Source organism: Pedobacter sp. P26, from assembly GCF_050632135.1.
In the GTDB taxonomy this organism is placed as follows: domain Bacteria; phylum Bacteroidota; class Bacteroidia; order Sphingobacteriales; family Sphingobacteriaceae; genus Pedobacter.
This window is the reverse complement of record NZ_CP192574.1, coordinates 5,079,391-5,105,949: the sequence shown is the minus strand read 5'-3', so window position 1 is coordinate 5,105,949 and position 26,559 is coordinate 5,079,391. Positions and strand designations below refer to the sequence as shown.

Annotated in this window: 21 protein-coding genes and 2 pseudogenes; all 23 read left to right on the top strand. The window is 44.7% G+C overall.

The window, feature by feature from the left end; genetic code table 11:
- Nucleotides 1-404 precede the first annotated feature (404 nt).
- The 23 genes and pseudogenes from ACQ86H_RS23595 to ACQ86H_RS23485 all read left to right on the top strand — a co-directional run bounded on the left by ACQ86H_RS23595 (nucleotide 405) and on the right by ACQ86H_RS23485 (nucleotide 26,524).
- Nucleotides 405-1,337, top strand: coding sequence for an efflux RND transporter periplasmic adaptor subunit (locus tag ACQ86H_RS23595; RefSeq protein ID WP_159435276.1), 933 nt, complete (start codon nucleotides 405-407; stop codon nucleotides 1,335-1,337).
- The gene (locus tag ACQ86H_RS23590; RefSeq protein WP_431292692.1) at nucleotides 1,330-2,544 is read left to right on the top strand and encodes an efflux RND transporter periplasmic adaptor subunit; all 1,215 of its coding nucleotides are present in this window, start codon (nucleotides 1,330-1,332) and stop codon (nucleotides 2,542-2,544) included. The genes ACQ86H_RS23595 and ACQ86H_RS23590 overlap by 8 nt, the downstream gene beginning before the upstream one ends.
- Nucleotides 2,545-2,829: 285 nt before the next feature.
- On the top strand, nucleotides 2,830-3,267 hold the full coding sequence (locus ACQ86H_RS23585; RefSeq protein ID WP_056095255.1) for a hypothetical protein: 438 nt from the start codon (nucleotides 2,830-2,832) through the stop codon (nucleotides 3,265-3,267).
- Nucleotides 3,268-3,375: 108 nt separating this feature from the next.
- Entirely contained in the window at nucleotides 3,376-3,864 is a 489-nt protein-coding gene (locus ACQ86H_RS23580; RefSeq protein ID WP_056095252.1) for a DUF3347 domain-containing protein, read from the top strand.
- A 117-nt stretch (nucleotides 3,865-3,981) separates the two neighbouring features.
- Nucleotides 3,982-4,554, top strand: coding sequence for a DUF3347 domain-containing protein (locus tag ACQ86H_RS23575; protein WP_056095249.1), 573 nt, complete (start codon nucleotides 3,982-3,984; stop codon nucleotides 4,552-4,554).
- 51 nt (nucleotides 4,555-4,605) lie between these two features.
- Entirely contained in the window at nucleotides 4,606-5,037 is a 432-nt protein-coding gene (locus tag ACQ86H_RS23570) for a heme-binding domain-containing protein (RefSeq protein ID WP_431292691.1), read from the top strand.
- A 12-nt stretch (nucleotides 5,038-5,049) separates the two neighbouring features.
- Nucleotides 5,050-6,165, top strand: a complete 1,116-nt coding sequence (locus ACQ86H_RS23565; protein WP_431292690.1) for a multicopper oxidase domain-containing protein — start codon at nucleotides 5,050-5,052, stop codon at nucleotides 6,163-6,165.
- A 17-nt stretch (nucleotides 6,166-6,182) separates the two neighbouring features.
- Nucleotides 6,183-7,832 (top strand): multicopper oxidase family protein, encoded by a 1,650-nt coding sequence (locus tag ACQ86H_RS23560; protein ID WP_431292689.1) that lies wholly within the window; start codon nucleotides 6,183-6,185, stop codon nucleotides 7,830-7,832.
- A gap of 12 nt (nucleotides 7,833-7,844) precedes the next feature.
- The gene (locus ACQ86H_RS23555) at nucleotides 7,845-10,382 is read left to right on the top strand and encodes a heavy metal translocating P-type ATPase (RefSeq protein WP_431292688.1); all 2,538 of its coding nucleotides are present in this window, start codon (nucleotides 7,845-7,847) and stop codon (nucleotides 10,380-10,382) included.
- Nucleotides 10,383-10,452: 70 nt separating this feature from the next.
- Nucleotides 10,453-10,689, top strand: a complete 237-nt coding sequence (locus tag ACQ86H_RS23550) for a hypothetical protein (RefSeq protein WP_139222307.1) — start codon at nucleotides 10,453-10,455, stop codon at nucleotides 10,687-10,689.
- A gap of 336 nt (nucleotides 10,690-11,025) precedes the next feature.
- Complete coding sequence (locus ACQ86H_RS23545) at nucleotides 11,026-11,346, top strand: DUF6660 family protein (protein ID WP_056095236.1); 321 nt, start codon at nucleotides 11,026-11,028, stop codon at nucleotides 11,344-11,346.
- A 59-nt stretch (nucleotides 11,347-11,405) separates the two neighbouring features.
- Nucleotides 11,406-13,586, top strand: a complete 2,181-nt coding sequence (locus ACQ86H_RS23540; protein WP_056095233.1) for a TonB-dependent receptor — start codon at nucleotides 11,406-11,408, stop codon at nucleotides 13,584-13,586.
- A gap of 418 nt (nucleotides 13,587-14,004) precedes the next feature.
- Complete coding sequence (locus ACQ86H_RS23535) at nucleotides 14,005-14,325, top strand: DUF6660 family protein (RefSeq protein ID WP_146202963.1); 321 nt, start codon at nucleotides 14,005-14,007, stop codon at nucleotides 14,323-14,325.
- A gap of 104 nt (nucleotides 14,326-14,429) precedes the next feature.
- Nucleotides 14,430-18,810: pseudogene (locus ACQ86H_RS23530) on the top strand (CusA/CzcA family heavy metal efflux RND transporter).
- A gap of 10 nt (nucleotides 18,811-18,820) precedes the next feature.
- Complete coding sequence (locus ACQ86H_RS23525; RefSeq protein WP_431292687.1) at nucleotides 18,821-19,648, top strand: efflux RND transporter periplasmic adaptor subunit; 828 nt, start codon at nucleotides 18,821-18,823, stop codon at nucleotides 19,646-19,648.
- A complete protein-coding gene (locus ACQ86H_RS23520) occupies nucleotides 19,591-19,917 on the top strand; it encodes a hypothetical protein (protein WP_431292686.1) in 327 nt (108 codons plus the stop codon). The genes ACQ86H_RS23525 and ACQ86H_RS23520 overlap by 58 nt, the downstream gene beginning before the upstream one ends.
- A complete protein-coding gene (locus ACQ86H_RS23515; protein ID WP_431292685.1) occupies nucleotides 19,911-20,051 on the top strand; it encodes a hypothetical protein in 141 nt (46 codons plus the stop codon). The genes ACQ86H_RS23520 and ACQ86H_RS23515 overlap by 7 nt, the downstream gene beginning before the upstream one ends.
- Nucleotides 20,052-20,330: 279 nt before the next feature.
- A pseudogene (locus ACQ86H_RS23510) lies at nucleotides 20,331-22,391 on the top strand (heavy metal translocating P-type ATPase).
- Nucleotides 22,392-22,394: 3 nt separating this feature from the next.
- The gene (locus ACQ86H_RS23505; RefSeq protein WP_197413309.1) at nucleotides 22,395-22,928 is read left to right on the top strand and encodes a divalent metal cation transporter; all 534 of its coding nucleotides are present in this window, start codon (nucleotides 22,395-22,397) and stop codon (nucleotides 22,926-22,928) included.
- A 147-nt stretch (nucleotides 22,929-23,075) separates the two neighbouring features.
- Nucleotides 23,076-23,528, top strand: a complete 453-nt coding sequence (locus ACQ86H_RS23500) for a hypothetical protein (protein WP_431292684.1) — start codon at nucleotides 23,076-23,078, stop codon at nucleotides 23,526-23,528.
- Between the two features lie 138 nt (nucleotides 23,529-23,666).
- Nucleotides 23,667-24,353 (top strand): DUF1345 domain-containing protein, encoded by a 687-nt coding sequence (locus tag ACQ86H_RS23495; protein ID WP_056095215.1) that lies wholly within the window; start codon nucleotides 23,667-23,669, stop codon nucleotides 24,351-24,353.
- Between the two features lie 22 nt (nucleotides 24,354-24,375).
- Nucleotides 24,376-24,552 carry a hypothetical protein gene (locus tag ACQ86H_RS23490; protein ID WP_167398035.1) on the top strand — a complete coding sequence of 59 codons (177 nt, stop codon included), beginning with the start codon at nucleotides 24,376-24,378 and terminating at the stop codon, nucleotides 24,550-24,552.
- Nucleotides 24,553-24,901: 349 nt separating this feature from the next.
- Nucleotides 24,902-26,524: an LTA synthase family protein gene (locus ACQ86H_RS23485; protein ID WP_431292683.1), complete on the top strand. Its 1,623-nt coding sequence runs from the start codon at nucleotides 24,902-24,904 to the stop codon at nucleotides 26,522-26,524.
- Nucleotides 26,525-26,559 lie beyond the last annotated feature (35 nt).

The following is a 26,559-nucleotide window of genomic DNA, read 5'->3' as shown; positions in this document are numbered from 1 at the left end:
GCGTTTTTTCCAAAGTAAACCTAACACTTCGTCCAGGGATAAAGCTGACAAAAATCACATATTGTTTTTTATTTTTTATCCCTTGTTAATCTTTATGTTTTTTGATCGACCCGGAAAGAAATAGCCCGATCAGTGCGACTTTTTAAAGGTACCACCATAACTATGAATCGTAACAATGAGGTCATAATTAGCTTCTGAGGCGTGGCTTACTAGTCTTTGGGCATTTAATTTTATATATTGAATTAAAGTGGCTCAAACGCTTGCTGGCTTAAGACTTATTGTTATCCAAATAGGATCAGTGGGGATCTGCTTTTTAAAGGGTCCCCACTTTATGGACTACTTGGGGCAATTTCCTGATGGCGGCTAATATATTTTTTTACGTTGCGGTTTTTCAGTTTCTGCCTATGTTCCCAACCCTGACCCATCTTATTGAATACCTATTTGGAATATATATTCCGCTTCCCGTTCAGACTTTCGGTTTCTTTGTGGCCCTGGCATTTATTTCTGGTTACCTGCTGTTTTCTGCTGAGCTTAAAAGAAAGGAGGCTGCAGGACATATAGCACCTGTTGAGATTATTATACAGCCTAAGAAGGAGATTTTGTTATGGGAATGGATAACCAATGGATTTTTAGGTTTTCTTATCGGGTATAAACTGGTTTATGCTGCAGGGAACTATGCTGCTTTTGCTGCTGAACCCGGACAAATCATCCTCTCTCCAAGGGGAAGCTTACCGGGAGGGTTGCTGCTTTGCGCAATTCTTCTTTTTACCGTCTACCTTAAAAAACGCAGGCTTTCTCTGTCGGACCATAGGCCGGTTCATATTTTAAGGCACCCTTACCAGATTATGCCTGAGCTGATCACCTGGGCTGCCCTGTTCCAGGCCATTATCAAGATCGACAGAAATTCACTGGCCAGCTTAGAGTTAAATCAACCGGTTAAGATTACCCTGCCGGATCTGCCAGGTAAAACGTTATATGGGAAAGTAGATTTTATTGAACCTACCCTTCAGCAAGGTGACAAAACGGTTAGCGCAAGGGTTTATCTGGACAATATGGAACATCAGCTGAAGGTAAACAGTCTAATCAATGCCTCAATAGAGACGGGAAAATCCAAAGGGCTTTGGATACCGAGGTCTGCTCTGCAGGATCTTGGGCAGACAAAAATAATCTGGCTAAAAAAAGGCAGCTTATACTATGCACATAGTGTAAATATTGGGACTTTCAAAGGGAACGAAATACAGATAACAAGAGGCCTTTCCGCAACCGATACCCTGGCAGTAGATGCAGGGTATTTAACAGACAGTGAGAGTTTCATCAAAACAAAGGGTCATGAATAACATAAAAAGAATTAACCTGAAAAGGATCTGTGCCTTACTGATTATTGTGCTTTCAGTAAGTATATTTAACAGCTGCAAACAAAAAGCAGAGCCGGCGGCAAAAGCAAAAAGCAAATTTTACTATACCTGTTCCATGCATCCACAGATACATGAAGACCATCCCGGCAACTGTCCGATCTGTGGCATGAAACTGATCAAGGTCGAACTTACTGGATCAGGAAATTCTGCCACGGAAAAAATAACATTGACAGCAAGCCAGATTCAGTTGGCAGGCATAACAGTTGATACGGTAAGGGAAGAAAATACAGGGGGCGAAAAACTTCTGACCGGAACAGTTGCCACGGACGAAAGTAAGGCGGAAGAGATCAGTGCAAGAGTGGCCGGACGCATACAGCGTTTATTTGTTAGGTCCGTTGGAGAAAAAATAACAATAGGTCAGGCAGTGTATTCCATTTATAGCGAAGACCTGTTATCAGCCGAAAAAGAATACCTTTTGGCCAGGCAGCAGCAGAAGGTATTAAATAATCCTGCCGTCGATTATGAGGCCATGATCAAGACAGTAGAGCACAAGTTATTGTTATGGGGCCTGAACTCCGCCCAGATCATAAATCTTTCTTCTTTGTCCAAAACTTCGGCCACTGTTACCATATACAGCAAGGTTAACGGAACGGTAAGCGACATAGCCATCCACGAGGGTGATTACGTAACTGAAGGGATGGCTATATTAAAAACGCAAGGGTTAGCCAATCTATGGATAGAGGCGCAGTTATATGCCGGCGAAAGCGGAAACTATAAGGAAAATGACATGGTGAATGTCTCTTTTCCAGATCTGAACGGACAGGTTGTTAAAGGCAAGGTGGAATTTGTAAATCCTGAACTATCAGATGAATCTAAGGTTGTGCTCATCCGGATCGCAGTTCCAAATACGCAGGGGCTGATCAGGCCGGGGATGTTGGCATACATTTCCATTGGTAATGGAAAACAGAATGCTGTTGCTGTGCCCACATCTTCAATACTAGCAGGAGGTAAAGGCAATAAGGTATGGATCAAAAATCGTGATGGAAGTTTTTCTGGAAGAAAGGTCAATACCGGAGCAGGGAACGGGGGCTATGTGCAGGTATTGTCTGGCATTTCACTAGGTGAAATAGTGGTCACCAGTAGAGCCTACCTCTTGGAGAGTGAATCGATATTCAAAAATGGAGGGTAAGGTTATGATTTGGTGCGTCATATCTTATGGATAAATACCCATGGTAAGTAAAATTTGGCATAGTATGTAGCTTGATTGCGCTAATACTGTCTGGACCTTGGTGAAAAGCAAATCCAGCATTTGACAGGTCGGAGTCTGCGAAACGAAATTACTTTTCGAGGGGCCGAAAAATATTGAAACAAGTTCAATGTCAGAAATTTGAGGTGATTTTCTAATATAATTATATAAAAGATATGGGAAATTATATAAATTTAATTTTGCATCTTTATATAGATTTGTAGTCTGATGAAAACCAAAGCCATCTTTCTTTTAGTGATTTTTCTGCTCAACACTGTTGTTGGCCTTGCCTGTGCAGTTGGAATGGAAAGAGATAATCATGGAGAAAGTGATGTACATGTTTCCTCTAAAAAGAATAATCACAAACATGATCATCAGCATAAAGGTGCACATGTGCATAAACACAGTGCTTCAAATGGACCGAATCTTTCAAAAGAAGATCCCTGTTGCAAGACTCTGGTCAACGACCTTGTGGTTCAGGGGAAGCTTGTTCCCCAAAGCGTTAAAAACCAGGTTATCCTACCTGTTCTATTGCTTCCAGATTATAATTACAACTTTTTAATTCCTTCTGTCAAACTGGCTCTCAAAAAGAGCGTTTACGCCGGACAGCGGGAGCGGCCACCCAACAGGGACATCCGGATTTCCATCAATAGCTTTCAGATATAAGATTTCACCAAGAATTACCAATAGAGCCCGTGTTACATTGACATGGTGCCTGGCTTTCGCGCGGCCAAAACTCCTGCGGAAAGAGTGTAAACATTTAATCTTAAAATCATGAAAAAAATATTTTTTCTGGTTGCCCTATTGGCAATCGTTTTCACTGGCCGCGTCCTTGCGCAAAATAGCCAGACACAGTCACTTTTAACTTCTTATTACGATATCAAAAATGCATTGATAAATGCAGATGCGACAGTCGCCGCCTCAAAAGCCACTGAGTTTTCCAGAGCGCTGGGCAGCATGGACATGAAGTCAATGCCAGAAGCCGATATGAATATATTTATAGGTTTACAGGATAAGCTTGCCTTTGATGCCAAGCACATATCGGAGAGTAAGGATATTGCCCATCAGAGAGAATATTTCGCAACTTTTTCTGCCAATCTTTTTAAACTGGCAAAAGCCGTTAAACTCACCAAAGCGCCTGTTTATTATACCTATTGTCCATTGAAAAAGAGCTATTGGCTTTCTGATAACGCTGGTATCAAAAACCCTTATTTCGGTAAGCAGATGCTGACCTGTGGTGCAGTAAAGGAGACTATCAAATAATTCATATTGTTATTGAGCGGACATTTAGCATTGTGATGTTTTGGTCCGTTCAATATAGCTGTATGCATATATTCTACATACAGCTCGAAATAATTTATTCAAGATATATCAAAAACAATGAAAACATTAATATATAGCCTTCTGGGCCCACTATTTTTCCTTGCCGCCTGTACAAATGGCAAAAATGAAAAGCAAGATTCCGCTGTTGCGGATTCCACGACCAAAAATGTTTCTAGGGAAACCAATAATGTAAAAAAATCCCAAACGGCTGCGCTTTTATCCGGCTATCTGAAACTGAAAAATGCCCTGACCACGGACGATGATAAACAAGCTGCCGCCGCAGGCAGTGAAATGGTCGCAGCGTTCGCCAGTTTTGATGAAAAATCATTGACTTCGGAGCAGGCCAGGGCATATAGCGATATTCGGGATGATGCCAAAGAGCACGCAGAGCATATCGGTTCCAATGCAGGCAATATTGCCCATCAACGTGAGCATTTCGATATGCTGAGCAAAGACATGTACGATATGATCAAGCTCCTTGGCACTGACAAGCCCCTGTATGTGGACCGTTGTCCCATGTACAACAATAACAAGGGTGCAATCTGGGTGAGTGAGATAAAGGAGATCAAAAACCCTTACCTTGGAAAAACGATGCCCACCTGTGGCACTGTCAAAGAAGAACTGAAATAGCACAAAAATGACGGGCATAAAAAAACCTTTCTTGGGCTATTAGTTATCTTCATGCTTATGCAGATCTTACAGCCTGCACGCAATAAAAGCGCGCAGGCTATGCCTCAGGATATATCCACACTTGTTCCTATGCCTGATGATGTGCAGGGGATACTTAAAAAATCATGTTATGACTGTCACAGCAACAACACGGAATATCCATGGTATGCCTATGTTCAGCCGCTTCACTGGTACCTTAACAGTCACATACGATCGGGAAAAGAGGAGCTGAACTTTAATGAATTTGCCGGCTATACCTTGCGGAGGCGTCAGAACAAACTGCGGGCCATAGAAAATAGCTTAAAAGATGGTACAATGCCGCTTTCCTCTTATAGCCTGATCCACAGAAATGCAATATTAGATCCAAGGGAAAAGTCGATACTCATAAAGTGGGTACAGAATTCAAGGGATAGTTTGAACAGAAAGAATCTCACTGCTCTTTAAATTAACAAAGAAATGAAAAATATATTAACAGTCTTTTTATTGATAATTTATTCTGTGGTTTCCGCCCAGGATATGAAGGGAATGAAAACGGACAAGAACGGCAGTGCTGGTCAGTCCAGGGTAATCTATACCTGTGTGATGCACCCGGAAATACAATCGGAAAAACCCGGTAACTGTCCAAAGTGCGGAATGAAGCTTATCCTGCAGAAAGGTAAAGTGGATAAGGCAAAGACAGCTGATCCGGGCAAAAAGAAGCAAGGTACAAAAAAGGGAGCTATGGAAGGCATGAAAATGCTGGCAGAAAAATTGGAAAGTAAGCCAAAAGAGGAATCAGTAACCTATACCTGCCCAATGCACCCTGAGATCCATGACTCCAAACCTGGCAACTGTCCCAAATGCGGGATGAAGCTAATCAGGGAAAAGCCCAGGTCAGCGCCTGAACAGAATGGGGGAACAAAGGAAAGTTCCAAAAAGAGTGAGGATATGGGGGATATGGCGGGCATGGCAATGGATGATAACAGTTCTGACATGGAAAATATCAAAACTGCAAAGGCCAATTTGGGCCCGATTAAGACCGTTGCGAATAAATTTCCACCACGTACCGTGCGTTATGATCTTTACATAGCCGATACAACGGTAAATTATGGGAGAAAATCAAAGCGGGCAATTGCGGTAAACGGTCAGATCCCCATGCCCACACTGACCTTTACGCAGGGCGATACCGCCCTGATCTACGTGCACAATAATCTCGACGAGGAAACCGCGCTGCACTGGCACGGACTTTTTCTTCCGAACAAGATGGATGGTGTTCCTTTTCTGACCCAAATGCCGATCAAACCGCACACTACCTACATCTATAAGTTTCCCATCGTCCAACATGGAACGCACTGGTACCACAGCCACAGCGGCCTTCAGGAACAGATAGGTATGTATGGGGCATTTATCATGAACAAACGTACGGAGTGGGATATTCCAACCCTTCCAGTAGTCATTAGCGAATGGACAGATATGAAGCCCGAGGAGGTTCATAGAAGCCTGAAAAATGCCAACGACTGGTTTGCCATCAAAAAGGGACTACCCAGAGTTATGCAGAAGCGATCAGGACCGGACATTTTAAAACAAAGGTAGCCAATGAATGGAAGCGCATGAATGCCATGGATGTGAGCGATGTTTATTATGAAGCCTTTCTCATCAATGGGAAAAATCAGAACGAACAGCCGCAGTTCAAGGCTGGGGACAAGGTAAGGCTGCGTATTGCAAACGGTGGAGCCTCAGATTATTTCTGGCTTAAATATGCAGGGGGCAAGATTACCGTTGTCGCTACCGATGGAAATGATGTGGAGCCTGTAGAGGTCGACAGGCTGATTATAGCGGTTTCCGAAACCTATGATGTAGTGGTCACGATTCCGGAAAATAAGAGCTATGAATTTTTGGTCACTCCTGAAGACCGTACGGGATCAGCATCACTATGGCTGGGCAAGGGAGAAAAGGTCCATGCAGAGAAAATGCCCAAACTGAAGTATTTTGCCGGAATGAAAATGATGAACGATATGATGGATATGAGCGGCAATATGGTACAGATGGAAGGCATGAAGATGCAGAACCAGATCATGGATATGAATACGGTGATGTACCCGGAGGTAACCGGTGAAGAAAATTCAAAAACAGAGAAAAAAATGAAGGGGATGCCTGGTATGCAGATGTCTGGTGACAAGAGCATGGCAGGGATGAATATGGAGGCAGAAACCGCCGATATCGTTACTCTGAACTATAATATGCTTCGAGATCCAAAGAAAACAACCCTGCCAAAAGGCCCATGGAAGGAACTTAAGTTTGACCTTACAGGAAATATGAACCGTTACGTCTGGACGCTGGATAACAAAACCGTTTCTGAAAGCGATAAGATACTGATAAAAAAGGGCGAAAATGTTAGGATAATCCTTTACAACAACAGTATGATGCGCCATCCTATGCACCTTCATGGCCATGACTTCAGGGTAATTAACCGGCAGGGAGAATATGCCCCGATGAAGAACATTATCGACATCATGCCCATGGAGCGGGATACCCTTGAATTTGCAGCAACAGAGCCAGGAGGCGACTGGTTCTTCCACTGCCATATTCTCTATCACATGATGAGCGGTATGGGAAGGGTATTCAGTTATGAGAATTCTCCGCCTAATCCCGAAATCCCGGACCCCAAGCTGGCACAGCGAAAACTTTTCAGTGATGACAGGGCATTTCATCCAATGGCACGCATCGGAATCGAAACCAATGGCAGCGACGGAGAGATTATGCTCGCCAATACCCGTTACCGCTTTACCACTGAATGGCGGATTGGGTTTGACAAGGAAATGGGCTATGAAAGTGAAAGTCATTTTGGAAGATATATCGGGAGAAACCAATGGCTATTGCCCTATATCGGATGGGATTTTAGAAAAAGAACGGTTGATCCCTTGGACAAGAATGTTTTCGGGCAATCACTTTCGCCGGGAAACAACCTTTTCGGGCAGGGAAATACCAAAAATTTCAGGCAGGTATTTCATTTGGGAGTTCAATATACCCTACCACTGCTGATCGTTGCAGATGCTTCCCTCGATCACAAGGGGAATGTCAGGTTTCAGCTGATGAGGGAAGATATCCCCGTTTCCAAAAGACTGCGCTTCCAGTTTATGGTCAATACCGATAAGGAATATATGGCCGGATTCAGGTACATCGTTACTAAGTATTTTGGGCTTTCAACACATTATGACAGTGATATGGGCTATGGCGCCGGATTGACATTAAGCTATTAACAAATCAAAAACATGGAACACACCTATAAAATAACCGGAATGAGCTGTCAGGGCTGCCGGAGCAAAGTCGAAAATGTGCTGAATGCGATTGATGGCGTTTCTGCACAGGTGACCCTTGAACCTGCTGAAGCCGTCATAACTATGCAAGAACATATCCCGACGGAAAAGCTGCAGGAGGCTCTTTCTGCCGCCGGACATTACGGTATTGAAATGGCAGTTCAGGGAAAACATGTTCTAAAATCTTCAGAACATCCTAATCATGATCATTCAACCCATGAGCAAAGTCACAAGGTTGAAAATGATGATAAAAATGAAGCGGGAGGCCTGTTTTATTGTCCTATGCACTGTCAAGGTCAGAAGACTTATGATAAGCCAAGTCATTGCCCTGTATGCGGGATGGACCTGGTAAAACAGCCTGCCAAGAAACAGGCATCTCAATTTACCTGCCCCATGCATCCCGAGATTATCAGGGACAAACCAGGATCATGTCCGCTCTGCGGAATGGACCTGGTACCTACAGGGACAAACCTTGAAGAAGAAGATAAAACTTATGAAACCCTGCTCAAAAAGTTCAAGATTGCAGCAGGTTTTACCATACCCATTTTTGTTATTGCCATGACGGAAATGATTCCCAGCAATCCTTTGTTTGATCTAATGGAACTTAAATACTGGAACTGGGTTCAGTTTTTTCTTTCTATTCCGGTGGTCTTTTATGCAACCTGGATGTTCTTTCAGCGTGCATGGCAATCCATCATTACCTGGAAACTGAACATGTTTACACTGATTGGGATTGGTGCCGGGGTATCCTGGGGCTTCAGTATTGTCGCCCTTCTATTCCCCGGAGTTTTTCCTGATCAGTTTAAAACACATCACGGCACCGTTTTCGTTTATTTTGAGGCGGCAACCGTGATTCTTACGCTGGTACTGCTCGGTCAGCTTTTGGAAGCCCGGGCGCATGGCAAAACCAACAGCGCCATTAAGGAGCTGTTGAAGCTGGCACCTAATTCAGCAACAAAAGTGGTCGGGGATAAGGAAATATCAGTATCTATTGATGATATTCAGAAAGGAGATCTGCTGAGGGTAAAGCCTGGTGAAAAAATTCCGGTGGATGGTAGTATTAAGAACGGGGAAGCTGTAATTGATGAATCCATGATCACAGGAGAACCCCTTCCTGTTGAGAAAAAGATAGGGGATAAAATCAGTTCAGGAACCATCAATGGTAAAAAGACCTTTGTCATGCTTGCCGAAAAGGTAGGCTCAGAAACACTGCTTTCCCAGATCATCGAAATGGTCAATTCCGCCAGCCGCTCAAAAGCGCCCATCCAAAAGATGGCCGATAAAATTTCAGGTTATTTCGTGCCTGTTGTGGTATTGATTTCTATTGTAACGTTCGTGGTATGGGCAGTATACGGCCCCGATCCGGCCTATGTTTATGCTTTTGTAAATGCAATCGCGGTATTGATTATTGCATGCCCATGTGCGCTAGGCCTGGCTACCCCAATGTCGGTAATGGTGGGAGTAGGGAAGGGCGCTCAGTCTGGTATACTGATCAAAAATGCGGAATCTCTTGAGAAAATGAATGCTATTGATGTAGTGGTCATCGATAAAACTGGTACGGTTACAGAGGGGAAGCCCTCGGTTGAAAGTGTGGTTAGCGTAGATAAGGGCTTTACCGAAAAACAGATCCTGGAGAAAATTGTGGCTTTGAACAGCAGCAGCGAACATCCATTGGCACAGGCAACTTTGCGTTATGGGGAGGAAAACGAAATATCCGTTAAGGCTATATCCGACTTTGAGGCCGTTACCGGGAAGGGCGTAACAGGCAGTCTGAATGGGGAAAGACTGGCTTTGGGGAACCAAAAACTGATGGAGCATGTTAAAGCGGCGATTGATCCTAGTCTGTCCGAGCAGGTTAGTGCCGCTCAAAGGCAGGGCAAGACGGTTTCTTATTTGGCCGTTGGAAATAAAGCAGTGGGGTTTGTTGTGATTTCGGATAAGATCAAGCATTCCAGCACAGCTGCTATTCTAAAGCTCCAGCAGGAAGGCATCAAGGTAATCATGTTTACCGGAGACAATGAGGATACAGCGAGGGCAGTAAGCGCAACTTTAAATCTGGATGGGTTCAAAGCTCAGATGTTGCCTGAAGATAAGCTGAATGAAATAAAAAAACTACAGGCCGAAGGCAAAAAGGTAGCCATGGCAGGTGACGGCATCAATGATGCCCCTGCACTTTCCCAGGCTGATATCGGGATTGCCATGGGCACGGGAACAGACGTTGCTATCCAGAGTGCCTCGATTACATTGGTGAAGGGGGATTTAAACGGGATCGCAAAAGCAAGGTTGTTGAGCCATAAAGTAATGGGCAATATCAAAGGAAACCTGTTTTTTGCCCTGGGATACAATGTATTGGGGATTCCGATAGCGGCTGGTATTTTATATCCGTTTTTTGGAGTTTTACTTTCTCCCATGATAGCTGCACTCGCGATGAGTTTTAGCTCGGTTTCCGTTATTTTGAATTCCCTGAGATTGAGAAATGCCAAAATCGACTGATATTTTTTTAGTAGAGGAAAAAGGCAGATGCTGTTACCGATGGCCGTTGCGTGAGGATAACAGGGGATATTTGAAAACGCTTCCGGCGCATATCAGGTTAGAATATAAACTGAGCGGTGAAAAACTAAATCTTGTTTTCGCGCACGGCAGTACCAGTAGTATAGATGAATACATACTGATAGACACAGATGCAGACTATGTTTTGGAAATGCTTAAAGAAGCTGATGCAGATCTGCTTTTTGTGGTGCACTTCCACAAGCCGTATCACAGAATTTGGAAACCCCATATTGAAAGTTCAAACATGTGATCAACCTGGGATCCCTCGGAAAGCCTAACGACGGTGACCCAAGGGGTTGTTACCTTATGTTCACTTAAATGCAGGCTGTTCTACAACCGATGCAAATAGTATTGAAATTGAATTCAAGCGTGTCGAGCACGACGTGGAAGCATCCCCCACAGCTATCATAAACAGTCCCCCTGTCCGGTGAGTTTGCTGATGCCTTGAAGCTTGCGAAATAACCCCAATCAATTGGACAGTCAAATTTGAGGGTGCCAGGCTCTTATTCTTCATTTACAGATCTTGCAATCTATTATATCACATAACAACAACACAGAGTATTAGTAAATTTTATACTTTTACACCGTGAAATTCATTGCCCTGGTTTTATCTCTCATCGTATATACGCTAACCGCGGTACCATGCTGCGCTTTAGCGCGAGAAGATAGCCATGTACTGAAAACCGATAAAGCGGAAAAACATGCTTGCAGTGAACATAACGATAATTGTTGCAAAGGCTGTTCACCGTTTTATGTCTGTGGTACCTGTATCGGCTTTACCATCACTACACGGACAACGATCGTTTTTGCGGCCCAGCTTTTACCTGTACAGCATAATACGGCTTACATCCCACTTCAGCTACAGGCCATTTCAATTTCTATCTGGCAGCCGCCCAAACTTTCGTAGTTTATTTTTCCCTCGTCCTAACCGGACATATTTATCGAAATCATTATTTAAAGATCATTATGAAAAGAACGATTGTGGTTTTGGCTATACTGTTGTTTACAGTTACCGCCTTTGCCCAAAATAGATATAAAGCCGTCATCAAAGACGCAAAGACAAACCAAGTACTTCCAGGAGCTACGTTAAAAGTTCTTGGAACGACCATTGGCGCTAAATCAGATAGTGCAGGTAATGCAAGTATTAATGGTATACCCTCAGGTAAACAGATCATTCAGTTTAGTTATGTAGGCTATCAGACCAAAACTGATACGCTGACCTTTCCCCTTGCTGAAACTAACGTTTTGACTATTTTACTTACTGCAGCTGAAGAAGACCAGGAACTAGAGGATGTAGTGATCTCAGCTACAAGGAGCAGCCGTACCATTGATAATATTCCTACACGGGTTGAGGTCATCGCCGGGGAAGAACTGGACGAAAAAGGTAATATGAAACCTGGCGACATCCGCATGATGCTGGCAGAAAGCACAGGCATCCAGACCCAGCAGACTTCTGCGACCAGCGGAAATTCCAGTATCCGCATACAGGGACTGGACGGAAAATATACCCAGATCATTAGGGACGGTTTTCCATTATACTCTGGTTTCTCGGGTGGATTGGGCCTGCTTCAGATTGCCCCATTGGATTTGCAGCAGGTAGAGGTGATCAAAGGTTCATCGTCCACCCTTTACGGAGGTGGAGCAATTGCTGGACTGGTGAACCTGGTTTCTAAAAAACCGACTGAAGCGCGTCAGCTTAATTTCCTTTTAAACGGTACTTCTGCTTTGGGACTGGATGCCAGTGGTTTTTATGGACAGAAATTTGATAAAATAGGTATCACGGTTTATGGTGCATACAACAAAGGGACTGCCTATGATCCTTCTGATATTGGCTTAACCGCTATCCCCAAGTTTGACCGTTTCACCCTGAACCCCAAACTATATTTTTATTTCAATGATGCGACTACGCTTTTGGCCGGAATCAACGCCACAACTGAAAAACGGATTGGCGGCGACCTGGAATATGTGAAGGGAAATGGCAGTGCTGCCCATTCTTATTTTGAGGAGAATAAAACCGGGCGTTACAGCTCTCAGGTTGAGTTGGATCATAGACTGAGCGAAAAGGAAAAGCTTGTTATCCGCAATTCGGTGAGCTATTACGACCGGAGTATTGGGTTGCCAAATTACCTTTTTTCAGGCGTTCAAGTGTCAACCTACAGTGAGGCCAATTATAGCCGTAACGGAGAAAAAGCAGACTGGGTGTTGGGGGTGAACTTTTTGACCGACAATTTTAAGGAAGACCAGAACAGTGACAATGCACTCAGAAGTTACAATTATAATACCATTGGGGCATTTGCACAGAACACCTGGAACATATCTAAAAAAATTAGTCTTGAATCAGGAGTAAGGGGAGATTACCACAATGAATACGGATTTTTCTTCTTACCAAGAATTTCCGGATTGTGGAAGATCAATGAACATTTTTCTACCCGATTAGGCGGTGGTCTGGGTTATAAGGCACCAACTGTATTTACCGAAGATGCTGAGCGGATCCAGTTCAGAAATGTAGCGCCTTTAGATGTGGCCAATACAAAGGCGGAACGCTCTTATGGCGCCAACTATGATGTTAACTATCGCACCTCATTGTTTGACGGAGCGGTTGGATTCAGCATCAATCAGATGTTTTTTTATACCCGTATCAATAACCCGATATTGCTGACTGCTGCTAATGGAGCCAACCTGACCTATGTTCAGCCTAAAGGTAATTTAGATACCAGGGGAATGGAAACAAATGCCAAAGTAACCTACGGTGATTTTAAACTTTTCATCGGTTATACATTAGCGGATGTGAACCAGCATACAGGAGGCACCAGCACAAATTATCCGCTGGTTTCAAAGCACAGGGTAAATAATGTATTGATGTATGAGCTTGAAGATAAATGGAAGATCGGTGCCGAAGCATACTATTTCAGCAAACAGAAGTTAAACGATGGTGCCACTGGTAAAAGCTATTGGACAGCTGGTCTGATGGCAGAAAAGCTTTGGGAACGGTTTTCAATTTTTGTGAATTTTGAGAATTTAACGGACACCAGGCAGACCAGCTTTGATTCGATCTATACAGGTAGCATTACTAGCCCTGTTTTCAGGGACATCTATGCGCCTGTAGATGGGTTTGTAGTAAACGGAGGGATAAAATTCAAACTTTAAACCTGTAGTAATCGACTTTTCTGGGTAGTGGATTCACATTTTAGCCGGGCCAGGGATTTGATGGCCAAAAAATCCCTGGCTGGCTGAATAATTGAAGCTTTCGGTGCGGTTAAAAGACATTTCCCATCAGAAGAGTCTATGCTGGCCGATAAGGTCTGTTAGTGGAAGATTCAGGCTTACCTCTGGACTTATCTCATCAATAAATGAAAACTTCCTTCCCTTTTTACCCAGATTATATGAAGTTTTTTGATTTGGGCAAAGAAGGTTTCCGTTTGGTTGTTCAAGTGGTGGAACTTTTGAATGATGGGTGAAAACCTATAGGCTATGATTATTTTAATAAAAAAGTATTAAATTTTTTCAAACCAGGACTAAAAAAAATGTTCCTAAATAAATTTATATATTTGGTAAAATTTTGAAAGTGAAAATATCCAGTTTGTTTCTCTGCTTCATTATCGTAATACTCAGCTGCATTCCATGCGCTGACGTATTGGCTATGGGTAAGTTGCATGGTGGACCATTAACTGAAAAAAGCATAACAACCCATTCTACAGAAAAAGAACGCAGTGATTTCTGTTCACCGTTCTGCGTTTGTTCCTGCTGTAATACCACTTCTGAAGTTATTTCTTCAACACCTCTTGTGGTAATCTCAAAACCAATAAGCTCAGAATATAATGAAGCTTACATGGGTGAGGTTATCTCTTTACCATTATCTGTTTGGCAGCCGCCTAAATTAAGTTAAAAATCGATCTTCATTTCGATGCTATGTTTTTGCCCGTATAATCCATACGAGGCTACGCTGTGCATTGATCTGGTTTTTTTATTTTTTACTTAATTAAACAAATAATGCTGAAAAAAATTATTCAGTTTTCAATAGCGAATAAGCTTGTAATAGCCCTGTTCACTTTGGGGCTGATCGCATGGGGCGTATATTCCCTGAGACAACTTCCCATTGATGCCGTTCCTGATATCACCAATAATCAGGTTCAGGTCATAACCCTTAGCCCATCCCTTGCTACCCAGGAGGTAGAAAGGCTTATTTCCTATCCCGTAGAACAGACCATGTCCACCATACCTGAAATAGAGCAGGTACGCTCCATTTCAAGGTTCGGACTTTCGGTTGTAACTATCGTATTCCATGATGATGTTGACATCTACTGGGCCCGGCAACAGGTAAACGAAAAGCTTGCCGAGGCCAAGAATAACATCCCATCAGGACTTGGTAATCCAGAAATATCACCCATATCAACAGGTCTTGGGGAGATATACCAATACGTGATCCATGCAAAGCCTGGATTCGAAAAGAAATTCAACGCGCGCGAGCTGCGCACCATCCAGGACTGGATTGTAAGGAGACAGCTCCTTGGTACGCCGGGCATTGCAGAGGTCAACAGTTTCGGTGGCCTTTTGAAACAGTATGAGATTGCGCTTGATCCCGATAAGCTGCGGAGCCTTAACCTGAGCATCAGCGATGTTTTCGCAGCCCTTGAACAGAACAACCAGAACACGGGGGCGCCTATATAGACAAAAAGCCAAATGCCTATTTTATTAGGAGCGAAGGCCTGGTCGGCAATCTTGATGACATCAATAAGATCGTTGTCAAAAACAATGCGAACGGAATCCCGGTGCTTATCCACGATATCGCCACCGTACAGATCGGTAGTTCCATCCGTTATGGCGCACTTACCCGTGCAACAAAGGATGGTGAAGGTGAGGCTGTTGGCGGTATAGTAATGATGCTGAAAGGCGCAAATGCCAATAACGTGGTAAAACAGGTGAAGGCTAAGATAGACAGAATCAGTAAAACTCTACCGAAGGGGGTAACCATTGAGCCGTTCTTAGATAGAAGTGCGCTTGTTGATCGTGCCATGGGCACAGTAGCCAAAAACCTCATCGAGGGCGCCCTGATTGTTATTTTTGTCCTGGTTCTTTTTCTTGGAAATTTTAGGGCCGGGCTGGTTGTTGCCTCAGTGATTCCGCTTGCCATGCTATTTGCGATTTCCCTGATGAACCTTTTTGGCGTATCGGGAAACCTGATGAGTCTTGGCGCGATAGATTTCGGACTTATCGTCGATGGGGCCGTAATTATTGTGGAAGCCACAATGCACATCCTCTCTGGGAATAAGCTTGGCCGCGCTTATACACAGGCCGAAATGGATGAGCAGGTTGAAAAATCTGCCGTGCGGATGATGAGCGCTGCGGCATTTGGACAGATCATTATTCTGATCGTTTATCTTCCCATCCTTGCCCTTGTAGGTATTGAAGGCAAGATGTTCGGTCCTATGGCACAAACCGTTTCCTTTGCCATATTGGGAGCCTTTATTTTGTCCCTTACCTATGTTCCTATGGTTTCCTCGCTGTTCTTAAGCAAAAAAGTTGCCCACAAAAAGAATTTTTCAGATCGGATGATGGATTTTTTTCAGCGCCGTTACACTCCAATGATCAAGGCTGCACTCAATAAAAGAATAATTGTTGTGGCATCATCGGTTGTTCTTCTGGTCATCAGTATTTTTATCTTTACCCGGATGGGGGGAGAATTCATTCCCACGTTGGAGGAAGGTGATTTTGCGGTAGAAACCAGGCTACTTACCGGCAGTTCCCTTTCCCAGACTATTGATAAAGTAAATCAGGCTTCAAAAATCCTTGTAGAAAAATTTCCAGAGGTGAAAGAAGTAATTGGTAAGGTTGGTGCTGCCGAGATTCCTACCGATCCCATGCCAATGGAAGCATGTGATCTGACCATAATACTCAAAGATAAAAAGACTGGACCACTACCCATGACAGGGAAGAACTGGCAGAGATGATGAGTAAGGCACTTGAAGAAGTTCCCGGCGTGAGCTTCGGTTTTTCACAACCAATCCAATTACGCTCAAATGAACTTATCTCGGGAGTTAGACAGGATATTGGGATCAAAGTTTTCGGAGATGACCTCGAATCCCTCACCAGTATATCCCAAAAGATCGGGAAAATTGTTTCGGGTGTAGAGGGCGCAAAAGATCTCTATCTGGAACAGGCAACCGGTCTGCCGCAGATAGTGGTAAAGATCAACCGTGATAGGATTGCACAATATGGATTGAGCATAGGAACGGTTAACCAGGCACTCAATACTGCTTTTGCAGGACAGTCTGCGGGGCTGGTATACGAGGGAGAGCAGCGTTACGATATCATTGTTCGCCTTTCCCAACAGAACCGCCAGGGTATTGATGATGTTAAAAATGTCTATGTGACTGCCCCGAACGGCAATCAGGTTCCCCTTGACCAACTTGCTGACATAGAGTTTAAGATCGGCCCTAACCAGATTCAACGTGAGGATACCAAACGGCGCATCATAGTGGGGCTGAATGTCCGTGGCCGTGATATCCAGAGTGTGGTAACAGAGATTGAGCAGAAAATAAACGAACAGATCAAAATGCCCGCAGGATATTACATTACCTATGGAGGGCAGTTCGAAAACTTAAAAGAGGCGACACAAAGGCTTTCTATTGCCGTTCCGGTTGCACTTTTACTGATATTGCTATTACTGTATTTCTCATTTGGATCTGTAAAACAGTCGATACTGATTTTTTCTGCTATTCCGATGGCCGCAATCGGGGGAATATTTGCATTAATCCTGAGGGGAATGCCTTTCAGCATTTCCGCCGGTGTTGGATTTATTGCATTATTCGGGGTAGCCGTGCTCAACGGAATCGTACTGATTACCGAATTCAACAGATTGAAAAAAATGGATAAATATAGTATAAGGGACATTGTCCTCAAGGGAACTGCTATCCGTCTGAGACCTGTACTGATGACCGCAACTGTAGCCTCTCTTGGGTTCCTTCCAATGGCAATATCCAGTGCAGCAGGCGCTGAGGTGCAGAAACCGTTAGCAACCGTAGTAATCGGGGGACTGATTACTTCCACCATATTAACCTTAATCGTACTTCCAGTGCTATATACTTATTTTGAAGGTTGGAAAAGCAAAAAAACTGCCCTTCCAACAACTGTAGTTACCCTAGCGGTGTTTTTTGGACTTTTCATTTTATCGGGACAGGCGCAGGCGCAGACGGTTCCCACCAAGGGTATGAGCCTTGAGCAGGCTTTGAGCACAGCATTGAGTAATAACCAGGCTTTGAAATCCTCAACCCTGCAGATTGGCAGGCAACAGGCGCTAAGGGGATCCTCAACAGATCTTGGAAAGACCAGCTTTGAGGTGCAGTACGGACAGATGAATACCATCAAACGCGACAATAACTTTTCGGCCTCTCAGAACATACCCTATCCGGGGCTGTTCAAAAGTCAGCGCAACTTGTATGATGCGCAGATCAGGGGAGCCGAAATCGGCCTTCAGGTAACACAAAGAGAACTTTCCTATCAGGTGAAAAGCGTTTACGCCCAGTTGGGCTATTTCATTGCCCTTCAAAAGCTTTACAAAAGCCAGGACAGTGTTTACAGTAACTTTCTGAAGGCCGCCTCATTGAGGTACCAGGCAGGAGAGACCAATCTGCTTGAAAAAACTACCGCCGAAACTCAGTATAATGAGGTTCGCAACCAGATGAGCAAGAACGAAGCTGATATCCTTGCCTATACCGCCGAACTTAAGCGTTTGCTCAATACCAGGGAACAGATCAGTATCATGAACGCGGACTTTGGCCAGGTAGTCTGGAATGTTAGCCAGGCTGATACCATTACATCAGAAAATCCAATTCTTGCGCTGCAGGCCCAGCAGATAGATATTGCCGACAAGACGGTAAGGCTCGAGCGCTCACGCTCCGGCCCCGATTTCAGTATCGGCTATTTCAACCAGTCCATTATCGGAGCACAGAATGTTGGCGGTCAGGATCTTTATTTTAATGGAGGCAAACGTTTTCAGGGAGTTTCCGCCGGGATCTCCATACCGCTTTTCTTTAAGCCTTTCTCCTCAAGGATAAAAGCCGCAAAGATAGATAAGCAGGTAGCCGAAAGCGATTTTATCCTTTCCCAGACAGATCTTCGTGGAAGGTATGAGCAGGCCTTCCAGGACCTTCAGAAAAATTCCAGAAGTATCGCCTATTATAAGAACAGTGCCCTGCCGAATGCCAACCTGATCCTAAAGCAGTCCCAGATTGCATTTCAGGCAGGGGAGATCGGCTATGTAGAGTATCTGCAGGCCCTGCGTACCTACTCTGATATCCGCTTCAGCTATCTGGAGGCCATCAACCAATACAATCAATCAGTATACACATTACAGTACCTAAAAGGTCAATAACAATATAAAAATGAAAAAAATATTAAAAGCCCTCAGCCGATTATCTTACATTGGGGCACTGGCAGTAGTGCTTTCTTCCTGCGGCAGCAAGGAAAAAGATGGCGCTGGAACAGAAGCCTCTGCAGACAGCACGGCCACCGAGGAAAGCAACTCAGTAGAGCTCAGCCAGTCACAGTTCAAGTCTGTAGGGATAGAGCTGGGAAGTCCCGAGCTCCGTGCACTCAGCGGTATGCTGAAAGTAAATGGCTTTATTGACGTGCCACCACAGAACCTGGTGAGCATTACCACTCAGATGGGCGGTATTGTAAAATCCACTCCGCTTTTACAGGGGACAAAGGTGAGCAAAGGTCAGGTTATTGCCATACTCCAGAATCAGGAATATGTGCAGATGCAACAGGATTACCTGGAGAGCAAAAGCCAGCTTGAACTTTCGGATTCTGAATACAAAAGACAACAGACCCTTGCCCAGCAAAACGTTAATGCTCAAAAAACACTCCAACAGGCCAAAGCAGCTTATCTGGGAAATCTTGCAAGGGAAAATGCATTAAAGCAACGTCTTCAACTGATCAATATCAATCCGTCCTCGCTAAACGCCGGCAATATCCGTAGCCAGATAAATATCTACTCGCCGATCAATGGCTATGTAACCAAGGTTAACGTAAATACGGGCAAATTTGTGGCCCCCAATGATGCAATGTTCGAAATCGTAAACAGTTCGAATCTCCACGTTGAGCTCAACGTTTTCGAGAAAGATGCACAAAAGGTAAAAAAGGACAGAAGGTGCTTTTTTCACTCACCAATGATTCAACCCAGCGTACTGCTGTCGTACAGCTGGTAGGCGGTGAGATCAATGCCGATAAGACCGTGACCGTTCATGCTATTGCCCAGGGAAGCGCCGGGTTTATCCCTGGTACTTACCTTAAGGCTTTCATCGAAACAGGTGCCGTGCAGGTAATGGCTTTGCCTTCTGCAGCGGTTGTAGACTTTGAGGGCAAAAAATACATTTTCGTCCAGAACTCGGCGGAAAAAAGGCAAAGGAACCAGCAAAAAACGAGTCGGGAAACAAAGAAAGCGCCACTGAGGCCGGCCATCATTTCGAAATGGTAGAGGTTACAACGGGTATATCCGATGGCGGTTATATAGAGGTAACTATGCCTTCGGGACGGGATTTTACAGGCAAGGTTGTACTTAAAGGTACATATGATCTGCTGTCAAAAATGAAGAACAGCGAAGAAGAGTAAAGTCCCCACAAAGAATTTTTAGTACACACATTGAATAAAAGGTGCCTCGTTAGGGAGGCATCTTTTTAAAAAAGTGAACCCACACGGGCAGAGAATACAGATAAAGCGGTTGCCCTGAATATTCAACAAAAATCAATTTACCCCGATATGGAAAACAAGAAGAAAAAATCCGACACCAAATCATCTGCCAAAAAGCCTGTAGTCCGGAAGGAAGGCTCAGATTCCAAAGAAACAAAAGCGAAGCCGGTAAAGGAAGAAACCAAAACTTCTTCACAGCCTATTTCTGAAAAACCATCCAGGAAGGGAAAAGAAGCTGAAAAGGAGAAAGAGGCTCATCTTGACCATGCTGAAGAGGAAGGCCATGATCATGAACATGGCGGGATTTTCGGGAAGAACACGGAAATGATCTTCGCCTTTATCTGTGGCGCGGCGCTGGGGATAGGATTTGGAATTTCTTTCATAGACGGTGTTCCCGAATGGGCAAGCCTTGCACTCTACATAACAGCCTATTTCTTTGGCGGTTTCTTTACGGCCAAGGAAGCAGTTGAAACTATATTGAAAGGTGGCTTTGAGATCGACTTTCTGATGCTGGTCGCCGCAATCGGCGCAGCGATCCTGGGCTCCTGGGCCGAAGGCGCATTATTGCTCTTCCTGTTCAGTCTGGGACATGCGATGGAACACTATGCGATGGGCAAGGCAAGAAAATCCATAGCTGCCCTTACCAGTCTGGCTCCCCCGACAGCCCTGGTTGTCCGGGATGGCAAGGAATCTGAAGTGCGCATCGAAGAGCTTCAGCTTGGAGATGTCATTATCATCAAGCCCAACAGCAAGATTCCGGCAGACGGAGTGGTTGTAAAGGGTGAGGGCAGTGTCAATCAGGCCCCTATAACAGGAGAGAGTGTGCCAGTGGACAAATCACCCGTACCGGACGCATCAAAGGACTATTCTGCCGAAAAAACCATCAAGCCCCAGTTCCGTGTATTTGCCGGAACAATCAACGGAGCATCGGTTCTGGAGGTTAAGGTAATCAGGGAAGCCAAGGATTCTACCATCTCACGCCTGATCAAAATGGTAAATGAGGCGGAAAAACAAAAATCCCCAACGCAGCTATTTACCGACAGGTTCGAAAAGTATTTCGTTCCAGTTGTACTGGTTCTTGTGACCGCACTATGTTTTGCATTCCTGGTTATCGATGAGCCTTTTAGCAAAAGTTTCTACCGCGCGATGTCCGTACTGGTTGCTGCCAGCCCGTGCGCTTTGGCGATTTCTACCCCAAGCGCAGTACTTAGCGGTATTGCAAGGGCTGCACGTGGCGGAGTCCTTATAAAGGGAGGGCGGCCCACTGGAAGATCTGGGCGAACTCAACGCCATCGCGTTCGACAAGACCGGAACACTTACCGAAGGCAAGCCCCAGCTCACAAACGTGATTCCACTGAACGACATGTCAGAAGAGGAACTAATGGGTATTGCTGTTGCAGTTGAAAAACTCAGCGACCACCCGCTGGCCGAAGCAATTGTAAAAGGCGCACTCGAAAAGATGAAGAAAAAATCCGTTCCTGAGGCACATAACGTGAAAGGCATTACCGGAAGAGGTGTTCAGGCTGAGGTCAACGGTAAAAAAGTATTCATTGGAAACAAGGCCCTTTTTGAAAAGGATGGAATACCCGAAGATATTCTCAAACAGGTTGAAGAGCTGGAAAAGGGCGGACATACTTCAATGCTTGTCAGGGTCGATAAAGATTTCATCGGCATTCTTTCCCTTATGGATGTTCCCCGTGAAGAGGCAAAACATGTGCTTAAAGAACTCGAAGAGCTGGGGATCAAAAAATGATTATGCTAACCGGGGACAACCAACAGGTTGCAGAAGCGGTAGCTAAACAGATCGGTGTAACCGAGGCATGGGGCAACCTTATGCCGGAAGACAAAGTCAAGGCAGTACAGAAACTCGCCAAATCAGAAAAAATGGTTGCGAAGGTGGGAGACGGCGTGAATGATGCCCCGGCCATGGCCAAAAGTACCGTAGGTATCGCTATGGGCGCTGCGGGATCTGATGTTGCTTTGGAAACAGCAGATATTGCCCTGATGGGCGATAAGCTGGAAAGTCTTCCCTTTGCCATCGGGCTTAGCCGTAAAGCCCGGGGCATCATTAAACAGAACCTCTGGATTTCCCTTGGTGTTGTCGCCGCACTTATTCCACTGACCATACTGGGTGTCGCTTCGATCGGACCGGCAGTAATCGCCCACGAGGGATCGACGTTGGTCGTAGTGTTTAATGCGCTGCGCTTACTTGCTTACGACAACGGACATAATAAAAAAGCACCGAAAAAGAGGAAAAAATAAGGCATGTTCAAAAAGGTTAAAAAATTCCTGAAAGCCCTGGGGCCGGGCATCGTTACCGGTGCGAGTGACGATGACCCATCAGGTATTTCCACCTATTCACGGGGCGGTGCAAAATATGGTCTGGCAACGCTTTGGGCAATGATCAATACATTCCCCCTGATGGCTGCAATCCAGGATTGCGACCGTATCAGGCTGACCAAAACGCTTAGGAAACACTATCCAAAATGGGTATTGTACCTGTTGATCATATTCAGCGTGCCGGCAATCGTCCTGAACATTGGTGCCGATATCGCTGATATGGACGCTGTGGAGCATCTCATATTTCCTGCCGTTCATGCAATTGTTTTTAGTGTGCTCTTTACCGGAGTACCTCTATTCTTCATCATCTATCTGCCTTACTCGACACTTGGCTCAGTGCTGAAATATCTGTTCCTGACCCCCATGGAGATTCTTATCGGCACATGCCTCGACCTCAATCTAGGGTACCTTTCCTTTGGTGCCTATAGATTTTATTTAAGAAAGAATTATGCAGGCTAAACAACTTATTTCATTAAACATACTGCTGTTTGCAGCGTTTCCGGTCGTCTTACTTATAGTCGGTGGAATGATCGTAACCTGGAAAAAGCCCACGGCTGCTGTGCAGAGTACGATCCTCCACTTTGCTGCAGGGTAGTTTTTTCAGTCGTGGCAGTCGAGCTTTTGCCAGATATGATCAGGATCCATGATACAACCGCGATAATTATAGGTTTTACCTTGGGTATTTCGGCCATGCTTCTGATCAAATGGTATACCGCCAGGCTTGAGCTCAAAATGGGCGGAACAAACGACAGCAAGCTGTTGCCTTGGGGAATGCTTATCGCGGTAGGCATTGACCTGCTCTTGGACGGTCTTCTTTTAGGGATAGGATTTGCAGCGGGATCAAAAGAAGGAACCCTGCTTGCACTGGCACTTGCGATGGAATGCCTTTCGCTGGGACTTGCAGTAGGTACCAGGCTGACCAAGCTTGGAAGTTCCAAAAGGAGGCTGATCAGGGTGCTCTCGCTATTTGGCCTGGTTTTTCTATTGGGAACAGGGGAGGTTTTTTATGCTGCATTTTACAGGAGAAAAAGTACTGGAACTTGTGCTCTCATTTGGTAGCGCAGCATTACTGTTTTTAGTTACCGAGGAACTTCTTGTCGAAGCCCATGAAGAAAAGGATTCTCCATTTTTTACCGCGGCTTTTTCTTAGGATTTCTTCTGTTTATGGTTCTGGGGCTCATTATTTAATCTAAACCGATGAATATTATCGCTAAAATCAGTCAGTTCGATGCGCACCATAAACTTTACCTCTCCCTGGGTGTTGCTCTTGCCGTCCTTGGTATTTGCTATGCTACGGAACTGGAAGCCTCTGTCAGGTTGATGGTTGTATGGCTAAGCTATGCAACAACCAGCATAGCGCTTGCATGGACAACCATTAGCTCCTCGCATCCCAGTCAGATAAAACACGATGCCCATGCGCAGGATTCAAGCAGGACGCTCATTTTTCTTTTTGCCATAGCTGCTGCATTCGCCAGTCTTTTTTCCATTATTATCCTTTTGCGTGAAAATTCGGAAAAGACCGATCAGGGCCTTTTTATGACTATCGTTATTCCGTTGCTCTGCGTGGTTAGCTCATGGTGGTTGGTTCATACGGTCTTTACCATGCGATATGCACATTTCTATTACTGTGACATCGAGCATGAGAAGAAAGGAAAAATAGAAAAACCCGGAGGACTGATCTTTCCGGGAGGAGAAGATCCCGATTATATGGATTTTGTCTATTTCGCTTTCGTGGTTGGAATGACTTTTCAGGTATCTGACGTAGAAATCTCCTCCAAACGGATCCGAAGGCTTGCATGGATGCACGGTGTTCTTTCATTTGCCTTTAATACAGTAATAGTTGCCCTGACAATCAATGTGCTCTCGGGCATGATCCAAAAATAATTTAATTTAAAACTAAAAACCTATGGACTGGACACCAGAAAATTTTCCACTTGAGATGAAGGACCTTGACCCAAGGGTAAGGGAAAAAGCGATCGAGATCGCCAACGAGCTTAGAATTACCAAAGAGGTAAGCGAGCTCAATATTGTTGAGGTCGCCATCAACAGGGCCCAGCAATGGTTTATCAGCCTGGAGGGATAATGGCAGTGCAAAGACTATCCCCTGATCACACAAAATATAATCCAAACCGCGGAAAGGTATCCACAAGGCTCCTGACCGATCTTAAAACATTGAATAAAATGCAGATCAAAAGAAACAACAGGCCCAGGCCTGCTGCTGCCAGGGGTGGGGGAACAGCTCCAAAAAGAAAAAGGCCAAGGGGCCAAAGAAATCGGTTTTCCTGATGGTATTTTATTGGATACTGGCGCTGCTGCTGGCACTCGCCATTTATTTTAAAGCCAAACATTTCTATAATTCACATTGGGACAAGGATACCAACGAAAAAAACAACGATTCTGTTATCAACACCCCCGGATCTAAAAAATAAACCATGAAGCAGATTTTTATGAAAAGCCGATATAGTGTACTATATTTCTTTATCTTTTTCTTCATCTGTGTCTCGACCATGCTGAGGATCAGTTTTACTGCGATTTCGCTCGGAAAGGCGGGGCTGGGATTTGGAGAAATCCTCACCGCCTTTGCTAAAGGATTCGTCTTCGATCTTGGGGTGGCCACATATTTCAGTGTAATTTATGCCTTTTATCTGCTCATCCTTCCCCAAAAATGGAACAGGACTGGATTTAACAAGGTGTTTACCCATATCCTTCTTTTTCTGATGGTCTTGATTTCGGTATTTTCTTTTTTCGCAGAATTTACTTTTTGGCGGGAATTTGAGAGCCGTTTTAACTTTATAGCAGTAGATTATCTGGTCTATACTTATGAGGTTGTGCACAACATCAACGAGTCCTATCCGCTGCCGCTTTTGATTTCAGCTGTTGTCATAATCTCCTTTTTATGGAACTATCTTATGAAGGGGGCGTTCAGGAAGAGCTTCGAGTCTGCTACACCTTTTGCCCGTCGATCGGTAAATACAGCCCTGATCATTCTGACAGCAATATTCTATACGATCGAGATAGATAACTCCTGGGGGGATAAAAGCGGTAACCGTTATGCGGCAGAAATTTCCAAAGCAGGGATATATTCTTTCGTAGCGGCCTTCAAGGCGAATGAACTTAGCTACGATCAGTTTTATCCGATGCTCACAAATCAGCTTGCCTTCAATTTGGTAAGAAAAGAACTCTCCTCTTCCTCTAGCAGGTTTATTTTCAAAGGTCCTTCGGTACGTAGATCGGTTCTGGCCGGTAATGGCCAGACGGAACCCAATGTCATCATGGTGGTCATGGAGAGTTTCAGCGCTGATTATATGGGCACTTTTGGCAATACACAAAAACTGACACCTGTTCTGGATTCGCTGGCCAAAGAGAGCATCCTATTTGAGCGCATGTATGCAACAGGCACCCGTACCGTGCGAGGGATGGAGGCGCTTTCCCTCGCCGTTCCGCCAACACCGGGGAATAGTATTGTAAGGAGGAGCAATAATGCAAACCTGAGCACAATAGGCAGTATTTTTTCCAAACGTGGGTATTCCACAGGCTTTTTTTATGGCGGGGACGGTTACTTTGACAATATGAACCAGTTCTTCGGAAGCAATGGCTATGACATAACAGATAGGGGGAGGAAGCTTACAATGGGTGATGCCTATCTGGGAAAGCGGACCATCCTGAGCGATAGCGAAGTGAGCTTTGAAAATGCCTGGGGCGTTTCGGACGGGGATCTTTTCGCTGCGGTAATCCGTGATGCGGATAAAAGGCACTCGTTAAAGAAACCTTTCTACGATTTTGTCATGACCACTTCCAACCATCGGCCCTTTACCTATCCCAAAGGAAAGATAGATATCCCACCAGGCACGGGAAGAGAGGGCGCAGTAAAATATACCGATTATGCCATTGGGGAATTTTTAAGACAGGTCCGGAAAAAGCCATGGTTCAGCAATACCGTGTTTATATTCGTTGCCGATCACTGCGCGGAAAGCGCAGGAAAGAACGAGATTGATATCTCCCGTTACCATATCCCGGCGATGATATACAACCTCAATGGACAGCCCCTTCAATAATTCCCAGCCTTTGCTCACAGATAGATCTCTATCCA